The 15,580-nt window shown below is 71.1% G+C and carries 17 protein-coding genes and 1 tRNA gene; 11 read left to right on the top strand and 7 right to left on the bottom strand.

Annotated elements, in window-relative coordinates:
* From ACILSK_RS13795 to ACILSK_RS13785, 3 genes are all read left to right on the top strand, one after another.
* The coding region (locus ACILSK_RS13795; RefSeq protein WP_395727734.1) for a putative PEP-binding protein at positions 1-534 on the top strand (534 nt) is incomplete at its 5' end.
* A 57-nt stretch (positions 535-591) separates the two neighbouring features.
* Entirely contained in the window at positions 592-2,565 is a 1,974-nt protein-coding gene (locus tag ACILSK_RS13790) for a PTS transporter subunit EIIC (protein WP_395727733.1), read from the top strand.
* A gap of 109 nt (positions 2,566-2,674) precedes the next feature.
* Positions 2,675-2,857 carry a CsbD family protein gene (locus tag ACILSK_RS13785; RefSeq protein ID WP_395727732.1) on the top strand — a complete coding sequence of 61 codons (183 nt, stop codon included), beginning with the start codon at positions 2,675-2,677 and terminating at the stop codon, positions 2,855-2,857.
* A gap of 73 nt (positions 2,858-2,930) precedes the next feature.
* On the opposite strand, the gene ACILSK_RS13780 is transcribed toward ACILSK_RS13785, so the two are convergent.
* The 3 genes from ACILSK_RS13780 to ACILSK_RS13770 form a co-directional block, all read right to left on the bottom strand.
* Complete coding sequence (locus ACILSK_RS13780) at positions 2,931-3,158, bottom strand: hypothetical protein (protein WP_395727731.1); 228 nt, start codon at positions 3,156-3,158, stop codon at positions 2,931-2,933.
* A 246-nt stretch (positions 3,159-3,404) separates the two neighbouring features.
* Positions 3,405-4,298, bottom strand: a complete 894-nt coding sequence (locus tag ACILSK_RS13775; protein ID WP_395727730.1) for a hypothetical protein — start codon at positions 4,296-4,298, stop codon at positions 3,405-3,407.
* Between the two features lie 10 nt (positions 4,299-4,308).
* On the bottom strand, positions 4,309-6,360 hold the full coding sequence (locus tag ACILSK_RS13770; protein ID WP_395727729.1) for an acetoacetate--CoA ligase: 2,052 nt from the start codon (positions 6,358-6,360) through the stop codon (positions 4,309-4,311).
* Between the two features lie 150 nt (positions 6,361-6,510).
* Here ACILSK_RS13770 and hisC point away from each other — a divergent pair, with 150 nt between their 5' ends.
* Positions 6,511-7,581 (top strand): histidinol-phosphate transaminase, encoded by a 1,071-nt coding sequence (gene hisC, locus ACILSK_RS13765; protein ID WP_395727728.1) that lies wholly within the window; start codon positions 6,511-6,513, stop codon positions 7,579-7,581.
* Positions 7,582-7,645: 64 nt separating this feature from the next.
* The gene (locus ACILSK_RS13760) at positions 7,646-8,032 is read left to right on the top strand and encodes a RidA family protein (protein ID WP_395727727.1); all 387 of its coding nucleotides are present in this window, start codon (positions 7,646-7,648) and stop codon (positions 8,030-8,032) included.
* A 25-nt stretch (positions 8,033-8,057) separates the two neighbouring features.
* On the opposite strand, the gene ACILSK_RS13755 is transcribed toward ACILSK_RS13760, so the two are convergent.
* Positions 8,058-8,402 carry a YbjQ family protein gene (locus tag ACILSK_RS13755; RefSeq protein WP_395727726.1) on the bottom strand — a complete coding sequence of 115 codons (345 nt, stop codon included), beginning with the start codon at positions 8,400-8,402 and terminating at the stop codon, positions 8,058-8,060.
* A gap of 126 nt (positions 8,403-8,528) precedes the next feature.
* Here ACILSK_RS13755 and ACILSK_RS13750 point away from each other — a divergent pair, with 126 nt between their 5' ends.
* Positions 8,529-9,098: a GNAT family N-acetyltransferase gene (locus tag ACILSK_RS13750; protein ID WP_395727725.1), complete on the top strand. Its 570-nt coding sequence runs from the start codon at positions 8,529-8,531 to the stop codon at positions 9,096-9,098.
* 18 nt (positions 9,099-9,116) lie between these two features.
* Here ACILSK_RS13750 and ACILSK_RS13745 read toward each other — a convergent pair.
* Positions 9,117-9,201: transfer RNA gene (locus tag ACILSK_RS13745), tRNA-Ser, on the bottom strand.
* A gap of 155 nt (positions 9,202-9,356) precedes the next feature.
* Between ACILSK_RS13745 and ACILSK_RS13740 the strand changes: the two genes are divergently transcribed.
* Positions 9,357-10,631, top strand: a complete 1,275-nt coding sequence (locus ACILSK_RS13740; RefSeq protein ID WP_395727724.1) for an NAD(P)/FAD-dependent oxidoreductase — start codon at positions 9,357-9,359, stop codon at positions 10,629-10,631.
* On the top strand, positions 10,628-11,509 hold the full coding sequence (locus ACILSK_RS13735; protein WP_395727723.1) for a DUF1365 domain-containing protein: 882 nt from the start codon (positions 10,628-10,630) through the stop codon (positions 11,507-11,509). The genes ACILSK_RS13740 and ACILSK_RS13735 overlap by 4 nt, the downstream gene beginning before the upstream one ends.
* 6 nt (positions 11,510-11,515) lie before the next feature.
* Here the strand turns inward: ACILSK_RS13735 and ACILSK_RS13730 are convergent, their stop codons facing one another.
* Positions 11,516-12,118, bottom strand: a complete 603-nt coding sequence (locus tag ACILSK_RS13730) for a TetR/AcrR family transcriptional regulator (protein WP_395727722.1) — start codon at positions 12,116-12,118, stop codon at positions 11,516-11,518.
* Between the two features lie 79 nt (positions 12,119-12,197).
* On the opposite strand from ACILSK_RS13730, the gene ACILSK_RS13725 reads away from it, so the two are divergent.
* Both ACILSK_RS13725 and ACILSK_RS13720 read left to right on the top strand, forming a co-directional pair.
* A complete protein-coding gene (locus ACILSK_RS13725; RefSeq protein WP_395727721.1) occupies positions 12,198-12,668 on the top strand; it encodes an ester cyclase in 471 nt (156 codons plus the stop codon).
* A 99-nt stretch (positions 12,669-12,767) separates the two neighbouring features.
* Positions 12,768-13,721 (top strand): neutral zinc metallopeptidase, encoded by a 954-nt coding sequence (locus ACILSK_RS13720; RefSeq protein ID WP_395727720.1) that lies wholly within the window; start codon positions 12,768-12,770, stop codon positions 13,719-13,721.
* Positions 13,722-13,816: 95 nt separating this feature from the next.
* On the opposite strand, the gene ACILSK_RS13715 is transcribed toward ACILSK_RS13720, so the two are convergent.
* Complete coding sequence (locus ACILSK_RS13715) at positions 13,817-14,725, bottom strand: EamA family transporter (protein WP_395727719.1); 909 nt, start codon at positions 14,723-14,725, stop codon at positions 13,817-13,819.
* A gap of 194 nt (positions 14,726-14,919) precedes the next feature.
* On the opposite strand from ACILSK_RS13715, the gene ACILSK_RS13710 reads away from it, so the two are divergent.
* Positions 14,920-15,576 carry a GAP family protein gene (locus ACILSK_RS13710; protein WP_395727718.1) on the top strand — a complete coding sequence of 219 codons (657 nt, stop codon included), beginning with the start codon at positions 14,920-14,922 and terminating at the stop codon, positions 15,574-15,576.
* The last annotated feature ends 4 nt before the right edge of the window (positions 15,577-15,580 follow it).

The following is a 15,580-nucleotide window of genomic DNA, read 5'->3' as shown; positions in this document are numbered from 1 at the left end:
GTGATGTTCCCGATGATCTCCACCATCGAGGACTTCCGGCTGGCCAAGGCGATCTTCGAGGAGGAGCGGAACGCCCTGGGAGTACCTGCGGTCCCGGTCGGCATCATGTGCGAGGTGCCGTCCACCGCGGTGATGGCGCACCAGTTCGCCGCCGAGGTCGACTTCTTCTCGGTCGGCACCAACGACCTCACCCAGTACACCCTGGCCATGGATCGCGGCCATCCGAAGCTGGCTCCGCAGGTCGACGCGCTGAACCCGGCGGTGCTCGGCCTGATCGCCGAGTGCGTGCGTGGGGCCCATGCCGCCGGCCGGTGGGTCGGCGTCTGCGGCGGCGCGGCGTCCGACATCCAGGCGGTGCCGCTGCTGGTCGGCATCGGCGTGGACGAGTTGTCGGTCAGCGTGCCGGCCATCCCGTCGGTGAAGGCGTTGATCCGTTCGCTGTCCCTGGAGCGCTGCCAGGAGTTGGCCGCGCAGGCGCTCGGCGCCGAGTCGGCCGCGGCCGTCCGCGCCCTGGTTCCGCTCGATGACGACTGACCCGATGACCGACCCGCACCGCGCCCCGACCACCACGTCAGTGGAAGGACATTTCGCATGACCACCACCCTGGAGAAGACGCCGGCGGCCCAACCCGCCCCGCCGGCCCCGAACAAGCTCAAGGAGATCTGGAGCAACTTCTTCGGCTTCCTGCAGAAGCTGGGCAAGTCGCTGATGCTGCCGGTGGCCGTGCTGCCGGTGGCCGGCATCCTGCTCGGCGTCGGCGGCGCGTTCCTGGGCAACTACAACCAGCAGGCCATCAACCTCGGCTACTGCACCGTCGACGGAACCGCCGTGGCCGGGGATGTGACGGCCTGTCTGGCCAACCCGCCGGCCGTCGTCATCGGCGACCCGGTGGCCGCCGGGGTCCTGGCCGAGCCGCTGTACGTCTTCCTCAAGATCCTGCAGAACGCCGGCGACCCCGTGTTCGGCGCGCTCGGCCTGATCTTCGCGGTCGGTGTGGCGCTGGGCATCGCCAAGAACGACGGCGTGTCCGCGCTGGCCGCGACCGTCGGTTACCTGGTGATGACCGCGACCATCGGCACCGTGGCGGCCGCCCGCGGCATCGACACCAAGGCCGTCCTGGGCCTGCAGACGCTGGACACCGGCGTGTTCGGCGGCATCATCATCGGCATCATCGCCGGGTACCTGTTCAACCGGTTCTATCGGATCACGCTTCCGCCCTACCTCGGGTTCTTCGCCGGCAAGCGGTTCGTGCCGATCGTCACCGCGTTCGCGGCCATCGCCCTGGGCATCGTGCTGGCCTTCCTCTGGCCGCCCATCGGCAACTTCATCGAGAACACCGCCAACGAGGTGATCAGCGCCAACGCGCCGGTCGCCGTGTTCGTCTACGCCCTGGTCGAGCGCGCCCTGCTGCCGTTCGGCCTGCACCACATCTGGAACGCGCCGTTCTTCTACGTGGTCAACATCGGCGGCTGGTCCAACTGTGAAGGCATCCTGACCTGCTTCCTGCGCGGGCATCCCGAGTCCGGCATCTTCGGCGGTGGGTTCCTGGGCAAGATGTTCGGTCTGTGCGGCGCGGCGCTGGCGATCTACGTGACCGCCAAGCCGGAGAACAAGGTCAAGATCGGCTCGATCATGCTGGCGGCCGCGTTGACCACGTTCCTCACCGGCATCACCGAGCCGCTCGAGTTCGCCTTCCTGTTCGTCGCGCCGCTGCTGTACGTCGCGCACGCGATCATGTACGCCTCCGGCTTCACCGTGATGTACCTGCTCGGCGGCCGGCTCGGGTACACGTTCTCCCAGGGCGGCATCGACTACGTCCTGTTCTACGCCAACGGCATCAAACCCTGGCTGGTGCTCATCGTCGGACCGATCTGGTTCGTCCTCTACTTCGCGGTGTTCTACGGGCTGATCAAACTCTTCAACATGAAGACACCCGGGCGCGAGGAAACCGAGGTCGACGTCGGTGAGGCCGCGGCGGACGGGGCCAACCGGTTCTCCCAGCAGCTGGTGCTGGCGTTCGGCGGCCGCAGCAACATCACCGATCTGGACGCTTGCATCACCCGGCTGCGGGTCGGCGTGGTCGACATCAACAAGGCGAGCCAGAGCAAGCTCAAGGCGCTCGGCGCGGCCGGCGTGCTCATCGTCGGCAACAACATGCAGGCGATCTTCGGGACCCGGTCGGAGAACCTGAAGACCGACATCGAGGAGTACCTCAAGATCGCGGGCGACGAGGCCGAACTCGGCGCGGACCAGATCGAGGAAGTGGTCTACGACGAGCCCGGCACGAAACCGAAGCTGCGGGACCCCCTCGCCGCCGAAAAGGCCCGGGACTTCATCGCCGGGCTCGGCGGGCAGGCCAACGTCAGCAAGGTCGAGTCCGCCGCCGAGACCCGGCTCCGGGTCAAGGTCAAGGACCCGGGCAAGGTCGACGAGGCGGCGCTGCGCAACAGCGGTATCGCCGGCATGGTGAAGGTCGGCGACGGCCTCTACCACCTGATTGCCGGGCCGAACGCCGACCAGTACGCGGCCGAGATGCGTGGCCAGCTGGTGTCCGTACCCGTCTGACACGGATCTACCAGCTTGCTCCCATGCCCCGTCCGGTGTCATCAGACGCCGGACGGGGCATAGGTATCTGGAGGCGAGTAGCGCGCTCGCCAGGACGAAAGGAACCGACATGGCATTGGACGACAAGGCCGCCAACACAGGGCAGGACCTCGGTGGCAAGGTCAAGGAGGCCGCCGGCAAGGTGACCGGTAACCGTGACCTCGAGGCCGAGGGCAAGGGCGACCAGGCGTCGGCGAGCGTCAAGCAGGCCGGCGAGAAGATCAAGGACGCCGCCAAGGACATCCTGAGCTGACTTGAGATAGCGCGAACGCCCCGAGCCCAATGGGCTCGGGGCGTTCTGCTGCTCTCGCGGGCTATCGCGGGCGTCAGGGCCGGTTGCGGCCCCGGCGAACACGCTCGACCAGCATCCTCGACGGATAGATGCGTCGCTTGGTGCGGCCGTTCCGGCGGAACCTGATGCGGGTCAGGCCCACACCGCTCACCGGAGAGAGCGCGCTGTGCTCGGTCTCAAGATGTTCGACCCGCTCCAGGGTGACCGTCTCGTCGGCCAACCGGATCATCGTGCCGGTGCTGACGGCCGACAGCTCCGTCAACGTGCTACTGGTGTCTGAGTTCCTTTCGTGTGTGTTCATGACCGTAAGACGTCGTCGGTCATGACGGAGTTGGGAATTGGTGCGCCACCTCACCCCGGCTCCACCCCGGCCCGCGCCAATCATCTGGCCCCGCGCGGCTGAACTCACCCCGAATGTGACGCCTGAGCAGCAAGTCGATGACTTCATCCGCGCCTGCGTCGTTGATCCGCGCGGCGAGGGGGCCGGGTACTCAGGGACCGGGCGGCGTCAGGACAGGCAGGCGGTGGGCGAGACGTCGGCGGCGCCGGACGGCGGGTCGCCGTCCGGCGCACAGCCCAGGACCGCGTACCGGTCACCACCCCAGGTGTAGAGCATCCACACGGCCGCGCCCGCGGCCTGGTCCTGCACCGCGATGGCCAGTTCGCCGTCCAGGTCGACGACGGCCGACCGCTCGGTCGCCGACGGGAACGCGTCGTCGCCGGAGACGTCCCGCCAGGCGCCGGACCCGGTGAGCTCGAACGCCGACAGCATCGCCCGGCCGTCGGCCTGCCGGCCCTGCACCACGCACCGACCCTGGGCGCAGGGCAACACACCGTCGGCCGGCGCCGGGAATGCCACCCCGTACGGCACCCCGATGACCCCGGCCACCTGGCCGTCGGAGCCGACGGACAGCAGCAGTGCACGTCCGGACCCGGTTCCGACCAGCGCCGCGGACCGGCCACCGGCCACATCGCGGTGGGTGGCCACCACCGAGCAGCCGTCACAGTTGGCCAGCGACACGTTCAACCCATCACCCGACGGGGCCGGCGCCGGAGCCTGGGTGGCCGGTTCCGGGGCCACCGGGGTGCCGGCGTCGGTCGGCGTGGGGTCGGCGGCCGGCGCCTCGACCGTCGGCGACGGCGCATCCGGCGTCGCGGCGTCGGTGGTGGGCGCGACCGTCACCGGTGCCGTGCCCGCGCCGCTCAGCGCGAGTTCCGGCACGGTCACCACCAGCGTCGGCCCGGCGATCGTCGGCCCACCGGACGTCGACGCGGCCGAGGGGACGGCCGATCCGGGCCCCGACGGGGTCGTTTCGGACGAGGCCAGGCTGCCGCTCGCGCAGGAGGCGAGCAACAGCGCGCAGGCCGCCACCGCGCCCAGCGTGGGGAAGGTCCGGTTCACCCGGCCGAACCTACGGCCTTGCCCCTCCCGCCGCGGCGGTGACACTCCCGGCCGCCACGCGCAGGAACTCGTCGAAGCCGTCGGGGTCGGCGAGGGCGTCGCGGGACACCGCGGCGTCCACCGCCATCCCGCCGAGGATCCGCTTGACCGGCACCTCGCACTTCTTCCCGTTGAGGGTGCGCGGCACCGCCGTCACCGGGACGATCACGCCGGGGACGTGCCGGGGGGACAGTTCCCTGCGGATCGCCTTTTTCAACTCAGCGGTGGCCGCGGCCTCGTCGGCGTCCGGGGTGAGCACGACGAACAACAACAGGTCGCCCTCGCCGGCGGCGGTCGAGGTGTCGACCACCAGCGAGTCGGTCACGTCCGGCAGCGATTCCACCACCCGGTAGAACTCCGCGGTGCCCATCCGGACCCCGCCCCGGTTCAAGGTGGCGTCGGACCGCCCCTCGATCACGCACGAACCCCGCCCGGTGATCCGGATCCAGTCGCCGTGCCGCCAGATGCCGGGGTACTCGGCGAAGTACGAGTCGCGCAGGCGCGTCCCGTCCTCGTCACCCCAGAAGAACACCGGCATCGACGGCATCGGCGCAGTGATCACCAGCTCGCCGACCTCGTCGATCAGCGGCTCCCCGGCCGGCGAGAACGACTCGACCTTGGCGCCCAACGCCCGGCAGGAGATCTCGCCGAGCCACACCGGGACGGTGGGGGCTCCGCCGACCACACCCGTGCAGACGTCGGTGCCGCCGGAGAACGAGGCGATCTGGATGTCCGCGCCGACCTCGTCGGCCAGCCAGCGGAACCCGCTGGTCGACAGCGGCGAACCGGTCGACCCGATGGCCCCGATGCTGGTCAGGTCGAGTTCGGCGGCCGGTCGCAGCCCGGCCTTCTGGCAGGCGGCAACGAAGGGTGCGGAGGTACCGAACAGCGTGACCCGGTGCTTCTCGGCCAGCTTCCACAGCGCCATCAGGTCCGGGTGGCCAGGGCTGCCGTCGTAGAGGATGACGGTCGCGTTGACCAGCAGGCCGCCGATCAGGAAATTCCACATCATCCACCCGGTGGTGGTGAACCACAGGAACCGGTCACCCGGCCCCAGATCCCAGTGCAGCCGGAGCGACTTGAGGTGTTCCACCAAGATCCCACCGACCGAGTGGACGATCGGCTTGGGCAGCCCGGTGGTGCCGGAGGAGTACAGCACCCACAGCGGTGCCGAGAACGGCACCGGGGTGAACGCCGGCTCGGCCGGATTCGCCGTGAGCTCGTCCCAGCCGATCATCCCGTCCGGCGCGTCGGTGCCCAGCGCGGGAATGTGCACCGCGCCGGCCAGCGACGGCAGCGAGTCCCGCAGCTTGGCCACCGTCTCCCCGACCGGGAATGCCTTGCCGCCGTACCGGTATCCGTCGACCGCCAGCAGCACGGTCGGCGAGATCTGGGTAAACCGGTCGATCACCGACGGAGCGCCGAAGTCCGGGGAGCAGGAGGACCAGACGGCGCCGAGCGCGGCAGTGGCCAGGAAGCCGACCAGCGCGTGCACGGCATTGGGCACCAGCGCGACCACCCGGTCACCCTGGCCCACCCCCAGCCGGCGCAGACCCTCCTGGGCGGCGCCGACCCGCTGCCGCAGATCGGCCAAGGTCAGCATTTCCTCCGACCCGTCCTCGGCGACCGCGATGATCGCCGGGTCCCCGGGCCCCTCGGTGTCCCCGGCCCCGGCCAGGGCGTGCTCGGCGTAGTTGAGGGTGCCGCCCCGGAACCAGTCGGCACTCCTCGCCGCAGGGGCCTGTCCCGGCTCCGCCGGGGCTGCCTGTCGTGCGCCCGGCATGCCTGCTTCGGGCAGCACCGCGGTGGGCCGGTCGTGCCAGCGGACCTGGAAATAGTCCGCGATCGCACCCCAGAAGTCGGCTGGATCGTTCGTCGAGTAGTCCCACAGGGCGGCGTAGTCGGGGAAGCTGCGGCCGGTCCGGTCGGCCACGAAGGCGGTGAAATCGGTGATCGCGGCCCGCTCGACCCGCTCCGGCGTCGGCGTCCACAACACCTCGGGAACCACATCGTTTCCAGTCATTGCATGTTTGTACTCGTTCGCCGTGCCGAAACGGTATATGTCGATTCCACACACGGTGGCGTCGATGGTGTGGAAGTTCGCCTGGAGGGTGACCGGTTAGGGTCGGGGACGGCCGCGGCCATGGCGGTGCGGCGCAGGGTGGAGGACACGATGACGGTGCGGATCCGGTCGGCGCTGGACACCCTGCCCGCGTACGCCCCTGGGCGCAGCGTGCCGGGCGCGATCAAGCTCGCCTCCAACGAGCTCTCCTTCCCCACCCTGCCGGCGGTGGCGCAGGCGATCGCGGACGCGGTCGTGCACGAGTCCGCCGGGATCAACCGGTATCCCGACAATGGCGCGGCCGCCCTCGTGACCGCGCTGGCCCGGCACAGCGGGGCCCCGGAGTCGCACCTCGTCGCCGGCTGCGGATCGGTGGCGCTGTGCCAGCAACTCGTGCAGGCCACCGCCGAGCGCGGGGACGAGGTGCTGTTCGGCTGGCGCTCGTTCGAGGCCTATCCGATCGTCACCCAGATCACCGGCGCCACGGCCGTGCGGGTACCGGTGACCGCCGGCCACGAACTCGACCTCGACGCGATCGCCGCGGCCATCACGCCGGCGACCCGGCTGATCTTCATCTGCACCCCGAACAACCCCACCGGCACCACCATCCGCCGCGCCGGGTGGGAGTCGTTCCTGGACCGGGTGCCGGACGACGTGCTGGTTACCATCGACGAGGCCTACACCGAGTTCGACGATGCCCCCGACTCGCCCGACGGGCTGGACTACGCGACGGTACGGCCGAACGTGGTGGCCCTGCGCACCCTGTCCAAGGCGTACGGGCTGGCCGGGCTGCGGGTCGGTTACGCCATCGCCGATCCGGCGGTGGTGAGCGCCATGCGCAAGGTGGCGATCCCGTTCGCGTTGAACTCGCTCGCCCAGGCGGCCGCGCTGGCCGCGCTCGGCGCCAAGGACGAGCTGGCGCCGCGCTGGCGTCAGGTGGTCACCGAACGGGAACGGGTGCACGCCGCGCTGACCGGCCTGGGCTACGAGGTGCCGACGTCCCGGGCGAATTTCGTCTGGTTGCCGCTGCGCGAACGGTCGGCCGAGTTCGCGGCGCACTCCGAGGCCAACCAGGTGATCGTCCGGGCCTTCCCGGACGCCTCCGGGGGCGTGCGGGTCACCATCGGGGCACCGCAGGAGAACGACGCCTTCCTGGCCGCCGCGGCGTCCTTCGCCCGCTGACGACGGTCCGCCCGGGTGAGCCCGGCCGGACCGACACTCGGCTCGGACCTGCTAGACCGTTCCCATGTCACTGCAACGCGTCCGCTCGGGTTCGCCGTTCGAGCCGACGATCGGCTTCTCCCGCGCGGTCCGGGTCGGCGACCGGGTCCTGGTGTCCGGCACCGGGCCGGTGTGGCCGGACGGGTCCTGCCCGGCCGACCCCGGCGAGCAGGCGCGGCGCTGCTTCGCGATCATCGCCGCCGCGTTGGCCGAGGCCGGCGGCCAGCTGACCGACGTCGTCCGCACCCGGATGTACCTGGCCGACGTCACCGCCGCGGAGGCGGTCGGTGCGGCGCACGGCGAGATCTTCGCCGGCATCGGCCCGGCGGCCACCATGGTGGTGGTCGCGGGACTGCTCGATCCGCGATGGATGGTCGAGATCGAGGCCGAGGCCGTCCTCCAGGCCCACTGACGCACGGGCGTTCGAGGCGCCGAGGTCAGGCCGGATGGACCACCGCGGCGGTGCCGTAGGCGATCACCTCGGCCAGATTCTCCGCGACGTCGGACGAGTCGAACCGCACACCCAGCACGGCGTTCGCGCCGAGCTGCTGCGCGTGGGCGGCCATCCGCTCCATCGCGGTCTGCCGGGCAGAGTCGACCACCTCGGTGTACTGCGGAACCTCACCGGCCTTGAGCGACCGGAACCCGCCGGTGAAGCCCTTGGCAAAGCCGACGCTGCGGACGACCAGCCCCCAGCAGATGCCCACGTTGCGGTCGAGCACGTAGCCCGGCAGGTCGAAGGTGGTCGAACAGGGCAGGGTGATCGGCGCGCTGCCTTCCATGGCAGGTCCCTTTCGGAGAGTCACGGGCGATCACGATCCGCAATCGCTTCGGGCTCGCTCATCATCGACCACGTCCAGGCCGCCGGCAACGAGCGAACCGCGGTCGGGCTGCGTACGGTCATGACTGTGCCTGGCAGCCCCGCCACCCCGCCGGCCGCGCTGGACGCGATCGTCGGCGACCTGATCACGCGTGTTCCGCCACCGCTGTCCCTGGCCCTCGGGCCCTGGCCGGTGCCGCACGGCCGGGTCGGGGTGGGTGACGACGCTCTCCGCGCCCTGCTGGCCGACGACTGGGCCGGCACCCGGATGAGCGCGGCGAAGCTGCGCAAGCTCATCGACACCCAGCTGGTCAGCCGGCACCGCGAGTTGGGCGCCGACCACCCGGAAGGGCGCGACCTGGGCATCTCGGTCGATGGGGGGCCGGTCGGCCGCCTGCTGGTCGATCTGGACGACGAGCATCCCGCCGACCCGCCCGCCGTCGTCCTGGTGGACATCGCCATCCGGCCGGATCGCCAACGACAGGGCACCGGCGGCCAGGTGGCGCGGGCCCTGCTGGCCGCCGCCGCCAACCAGCACCATGCGGTGCGGGCCACCGGCGTCTACGGCTCCGCATCCCTGGCCTGGCTGCTCGGGCTGGGCCTGGTCGACGTCGGCGGCGACGCGCTCTACCGCCAGCTGATCTGGACGGGCGACTGACCGGGTCGGGCCGTACGGCGGAGGCGGAGGGATTCGAACCCCCGAGGCTTTGACACCTGGCCGCTTTCAAGGCGGCTTCCTTCGGCCACTCGGACACGCCTCCGCGCGGGAGTCTACTGGCCGGGCCGCGCACGCTCCGCGAATCGTGATCTGATGAGGCCGCCGCGGGGGTACTGACCGCAGAGGTGGTTCGGTCGACCCAGCCGGTCCGGGTCCGGCGACGAACGACCTTCGACCACCCCTGAGAGGACGGATTCGATGACCGCCAACGCCGCCACCGGCCGTCCGAGCGTGGCCGTGATCGGGTCGGGGGTCGCCGGGTTGACCGCCGCCCACCTGCTGCGACGCGGACACGACGTGCACCTGTTCGAGGCCGACGACCGGTTGGGCGGGCACGCGCACACCCACGACGTGACCCTGACCGACGGTCGGGTGGCCGGGCTGGACTCCGCGTTCCTGGTGCACAACGACCGCACCTACCCCAACCTGCTCCGGCTGTTCGATGAGCTCGGCGTGGCCACTCAGGACTCGGACATGTCGATGAGCGTGCAGTGCCGCGGCTGCGGGCTCGAGTACGCGGGCGCGAACGGCCTGCCGGGCCTGTTCGCTCAGCGCCGCTCGCTGGCCCGACCGCGTTACCTGGCCCTGCTCGCCCAGGTCCCGCTGTTCCACCGGCGCGCCCGGGCCGTGCTGGCCGGGGGCGACGACACGCTGACCCTGGGCGAGTTCCTCCGCCAGGGCCGGTTCACCGACTACTTCGCCCATCACTTCGTACTGCCCCTGGTCGCCGCGGTGTGGTCGTGCGGATTCGACGGCGCCCGGGGCTACCCGGCCCGGTACCTGTTCACCTTCCTGGACAACCACGGGGCGCTGGCCGTCACCGGGTCACCGCAGTGGCGCACGGTGGTGGGCGGGTCACGGACCTACGTCGAGCGCGCCGCGAAGGACCTCAGCGCGGTGCTGACCGCCACCCCGATCCGGTCGGTGACCCGGCATGCGGACTCCGTCGAGCTCCGGGACGACGCCGACGTGGTCCGCCGGTTCGACCGGGTGGTGTTGGCCGGCCATCCGGATCAGTCGCTGGCCCTGCTCACCGCCCCGACACCGGACGAGACGCGCCTGCTCGGCGCGTTCGAGTACCTGCCGAGCAGCGCCGTGCTGCACACCGACTCCTCGGTGCTGCCGGCGGCACCGGCGGCGCGGGCGTCCTGGAACTACCGGATGGATCACTGCCGGGACGAACCCGCGCGGGTCCGGATCAGCTACGACATCGGCCGGCTGCAGCGCATCGCGGACGACCGCGACTACGTGGTCACCCTGAACGACGACACGATCGACCCGACCCGGATCCTGGACCGGATGACGTACGCGCACCCCCGTTACACCCGCGCCTCGGTGGCCGCCCAACGGGAGCTGCACCTGCTCAACACCGACCGCCTGGCCTTCGCCGGGGCCTGGCAGGGCTGGGGGTTCCACGAGGACGGCTGTGTCTCCGGGGTTCGGGCGGCCGAATCGCTGGGCGGCGGCTGGTGACGCTGACCGGACGCCCCACCGGGCCCGGTCCCGCCGGGGCCGCGGCCGGGTCCGTCGCCTCGACCGAGCTCGGGAACACGGCCGGGGCCGGCGCTCCCCTCGAGCCCGCCGCGCGGAGACCGGCCCGGGTCGAGCCACGGATCTACCGGGCGCGGACCACCCATCGCCGCCTCGCGGCCGCCCCGGCCGGCCTGGACCGCCGCTTCGACTACGACACCTGTGCTTGGCTCATCGATCTGGATCGGCCACCGGACCTGCCCGGGCCACTACGCAGGCTCGTCCGGTTCGAGGCCAGGGACCACCTCGGCGACCCGACCCGGACCATCGCCGCCAACGCCCGCGCGTTGCTGGCCGAATACGGGCTGACCGCCGACCGGATCCTGCTGCTGACGTGCCCACGCACGCTCGGGCACGTGTTCAACCCGTTGTCGGTGTTCTACTGCCTGCAGCGCACCGGCCCGGACGCCGCCGAGGACCTCGTCGCGGTGATCGCCGAGGTGCACAACACCTACGGCGGGCGCCACACCTACCTGCTGCGGCCCGACCGGGCCGGGACCGACCGGGTGGACAAGCGGTTCTACGTCTCACCGTTCCTGCCGATGGGTGGCACGTACACGATGCGCACGCCGCTGCCGGCCGAGCGGCTGTCGGTGTCGGTCACCCTGCGTCAGGCGGGCACGACCCGATTCGTCGCCACCCTGACCGGGCTCGGGGACCCGTTGACCACCCGCACCGCGATCCGCGCGCTGCTGCGCCGGCCGCTGCTGACCCTGCGGACCAGCGCGCTGATCCGCTGGCAGGGCATCCGGCTCTGGCTGCGCCGGGTGCCCGTGCAGCCCCGCCCCGGCGACGCGACCGCGGACGAACGGGGTCGCTGACCGGCGTCAGAGCAGCTGCGCCTGGAGTGTGTCGGCCAACCAGCTCTCGAACCGATCCGGACTCCAACCGTGATCGGTGACCAGCTCCTGATAGACCCCGGCGGCGGCAAAGGCCCGGAACGTCGCCTGGGCGTCGGCCAGGGGCAGCCGGAGACGGCCGGTCAGCGAGGCGATCAACGCGTCCATGACCTGATTGCGGCCGGCCAGCTTGGCCCGTAGCAGCTCTCGCGTCTCGGGGTCGGAGTCCATCGCGCCGTCGAAGATCAGCACGACGTCGAAGCCGGCCTCGTACAACCCGCGGAGCCAGCCGGCGGCGGCGCGCAGGCGGGCGACCGGATCGGGTTCGGCCAGCACCTCGGCGGCCCGCTCGCGGGCCTTGGCCCGCTCCAGCCACTGCTCGCAGACGAACGACAGGATCTCCCGCTTCGTACCGAACGCGGAGTAGACGGTGCGCACCGCGACCCCCGCTTCGCCGGCGATCGCATCGATGCTTGTTCCCCCATAGCCGTTCGCAGCGAACATCTCGCGCGCCGCCTCGGCGATTCGCAGCCTCGTCGCCGCGGCCTGCTCCTGCCGGTAGGTGGATCGACTCTTGACGGGGGGTGCCACGCCGAGCACACTAACAGTGCATTTGATGCAGTACTACTGCACTCATAGCAGAGTTACTGCACAACCAGAAGGAGCCGGCATGACCACCACCGCACCGGCGGGCACCACCGCACTGCACACCACCGCACTGAACGTCGTGCGTCGCATCTTCGACGAAGGCTTCGCCACCGGAAACGACGCGATCGTCGACGAGTTGTGCTCCGCCGACCTGATCGAGCACCAGTTCGGGCTCACCGGGGTGGGTGCGGCCGCGACCGCCTCGGTGAAGGCCGCCATTCGAGACGTGCACGGCGCCTTCCCCGACGCCCGGTTCACCATCGAGGACGCCGCCGAGGTCGGGGACCGGATCTGGGTCCGGGTGCACGGCGAAGCGACCGCCACCGGCCCGTTCTTCGGCCCGCCCAGCGGCCGCCGGGTCGACTTCACCGTGTTCGACCAGGTCCGCGTGGTCGACGGGCGGATCGTCGAACACTGGGGGGTGCCCGACCGGTTCGCGCTACTGGCGCAGACCGGTGTGCTGGACCGGCTCGCCGGTCCCCCACCGCGTTGATCCCGACCCGATCGGTGGACCGCGAAACCGTGCCCACCGCACCTACAGTGAGTACCCGGCCGTGCGAACGGGTATCTCGACCAGTAGGTGGTGATCGCGATGAAGTTCAACCCCAACGCGCGCCTGGACACCTCCCAGGTCCAGGACCGCCGCGGCAGCGGTGGTGGCGTGTCCCGGGGCGGCGGTTTCCCGGGGATGCCCGGTGGCCGGGGCGGGCTGGCCGTCGGCGGCGGCGGGCTGGGCCTGCTGGTCCTGGTCGGGATCGTGGTCTTCTACATGATCAGTGGCGGGTCGGGCGGATCCGCCCCGACCGGCATGCTGCAGGGCGCCTCCGGGAACGCCACCGTCGACAACCAGCAACTCGAGACCAGTTGCCGCAGCGGCCAGGACGCCAACACCAACGACGACTGCGCGGTGGTCGGCATTGTCAATTCGGTGCAGTCCTACTGGGGTGACGCCTTCGCCGCATCGGGCGGCACCTACCGGGAGGCGGACACCGTCTTCTACACCGGCTCCACCGGCACCGGCTGTGGGCAGGGGTCGTCCGGCATGGGACCGTTCTACTGCCCGTCCGACCAGCAGGTGTACATCGACCTGAGCTTCTGGAACGAGTTGAAGACCACGTTCGGCGCGAACGATGCCCTCTTCACCCAGGCCTACGTGATCGCCCACGAGTACGGGCATCACGTGCAGAACCTGCTGGGCACCAGTAACCGGGTCGGCACCGCGACGGGTGCGACGTCCGGATCGGTGCGACTGGAACTCCAGGCGGACTGCTACGCCGGCGTCTGGGCCAAGCACGCCAGCACGGTACCCGGCGCCGACGGGCAGATCCTGATCACCGACATCACCGACGCCGACCTGGCCAACGCCGTGCAGACGGCCGGAGCGATCGGCGACGACTACATCCAGAGCAAGCTCGGCGGGCGGAACGTGGACCCGTCGCAGTTCAGCCACGGCACGTCGGCGCAACGGCAGCAGTGGCTGCAGACCGGGTACCGCACCGGTGACCCGGCGGCCTGCAACACCTTCGACACCAACAATCTGGGCTGACCGGCCCGCACCCCTGTTGATCATGGTTTCCCGGCCGTTCTGACCGAACCAGAACGGCCGGGAAGCCATGATCAACACAGGGAAGGGGCGCCGAATCAGGCCGGCAGCGGGTTCTCCGGCTCGTCCGGGCCGGCCGGGCGTTGCCCGGACAGCACGATCGCCACGCACACCAGGGCCATGCCGGCCAGCTCGAGGACGGTCGGGATCTGCCCCAGGAGCACCGCCCCGATGAGCGCGGCGGTGACCGGCAGCATGGCCAACAGGATGGCGAACCGCGCCGCGGTCACCCGGCGCAGCACCAGTTGCTCCAGCACGTACGGAATCACCGAACTCAACACCGCCACGCCGACGATCGCCGCCGCCCGGCCCAGGTCCGTCACCACCGGCAGGAACGACCCGACGGCAAGCGGAACCCACACCAGGGCGCCGGCCGCCATCCCCACGGCCAGCGAACTGATCCCGTCGCGGCGCACCGCAACCCGCCGGCCCAGCAGGATGTAGCCGGCCCACGACACGGCCGAACCGAGGATCGCCACCAGGCCGATCAGCGTGTCCCGGGTGAAGGCGTGGTCCAGCTGCACTCCGGCGAGCAGCACGACGCCGCCCGCGGCCAGGGCGATGCCGGCCCGGTCGCGCCAGCCCCGGCCGGTGATCCCGGCGACCGCGACGGGGCCGAGGAACTCGATGGCCACCGCGGTGCCCAGCGGGAGGTGCTCGATCGCGATGTAGAAGGACACGTTCATGGTCGCCAGCACGACGCCGAACGCGGCCGCCCCGAGTAGGTCCGCGCGGGTCCACGATTGCCGCCACGGGCGCCGCCAGGCCAGCAGCACGAGCGCGGACACCGCGATCCGCCACCAGGCCACCGACGCCGCCGGCAGCACCGTGAACAGCCCGACGGCCAGCGCCGCACCGACGTACTGGGTCAGGCCGGACGCCAGGAACACGGCCGGGGCCGGGACGCGGTCCGCCGCTCCGCGCGTCGTCCCGCCGGTGGCACCCATGCGGGCGAGTCTGGCAGGCCGTGGTCGTCCGGCCCGATCAGGAGCCGCCGACCAATCCCCGTTCTTCATCGCCGGATCGCTCCCGCGCCCTCCCGCTGCGCTCGATGGTGGCCCCGACGGCTCGACCGACGGGGACCGTTTGCCCGGTGCTACCTTCCCGGGATGCGCACCTCCCCGGCCGGTCCGATCCGTCGATGACCGCCGTGCTGGTCGCCCTGCCGCTGGCGCTCGCCCTGCTGCTGGCCGCCCTGCCGGTGGTCCTGGTGCCGGTTGCGTTGGCCGCCAAGCGGCCGGCCGGAGTGGCCCGGGCGTTCCTGGGCGGCTGGCTGCTGGGCATCCTGCTGGTCGGCGGCGTGGTGATCGCCCTGATCGATGTGCTGGTGCTGCCGTCCGGCAATTCGACCTGGTTCGCCTACGCCAAGATCGTCATCGGGCTGCTGCTGATCCTGCTCGGCCTCAAGCGGTGGACCGACCGCCGGGAATCGGACCCCGAGCCCCCCGGTTGGCTCGCCGGCGTCGAGACGATGACGGCGGGCAAGGCGTTCGGCCTCGCCCTGCTGCTGGCCACGCTCAATCCGAAGAACGTGGTGATCGTCGTCGCGGCGGCGACGGCGATCGGCGAGGCGACCCCCGTGCCGGCCCAGCAGATCGTGGCCCTGCTGGTGTTCACCGTGGTGGGCAGTATCGGCGTCGCCGCGCCGGTCGTCGCGACCGTGGTGATGGGCGACCGGGCCGACGAACGGCTGGCCGGAGCCGACCGGTGGATGACCCGGCACAGCGGCTCGATCGTCAGCGTCGTCCTGGTGATTCTGGGTGTCGTCGTCGCCGTCAACGGGTTCACCGGGGTGTGAGCAC

It is taken from the genome of Nakamurella sp., assembly GCF_044224575.1.
Classification (GTDB): Bacteria; Actinomycetota; Actinomycetes; order Mycobacteriales; family Nakamurellaceae; genus Nakamurella.
Note: the sequence above shows the minus strand (reverse complement) of the source record. Positions and strands in the feature narration are given on the sequence as shown.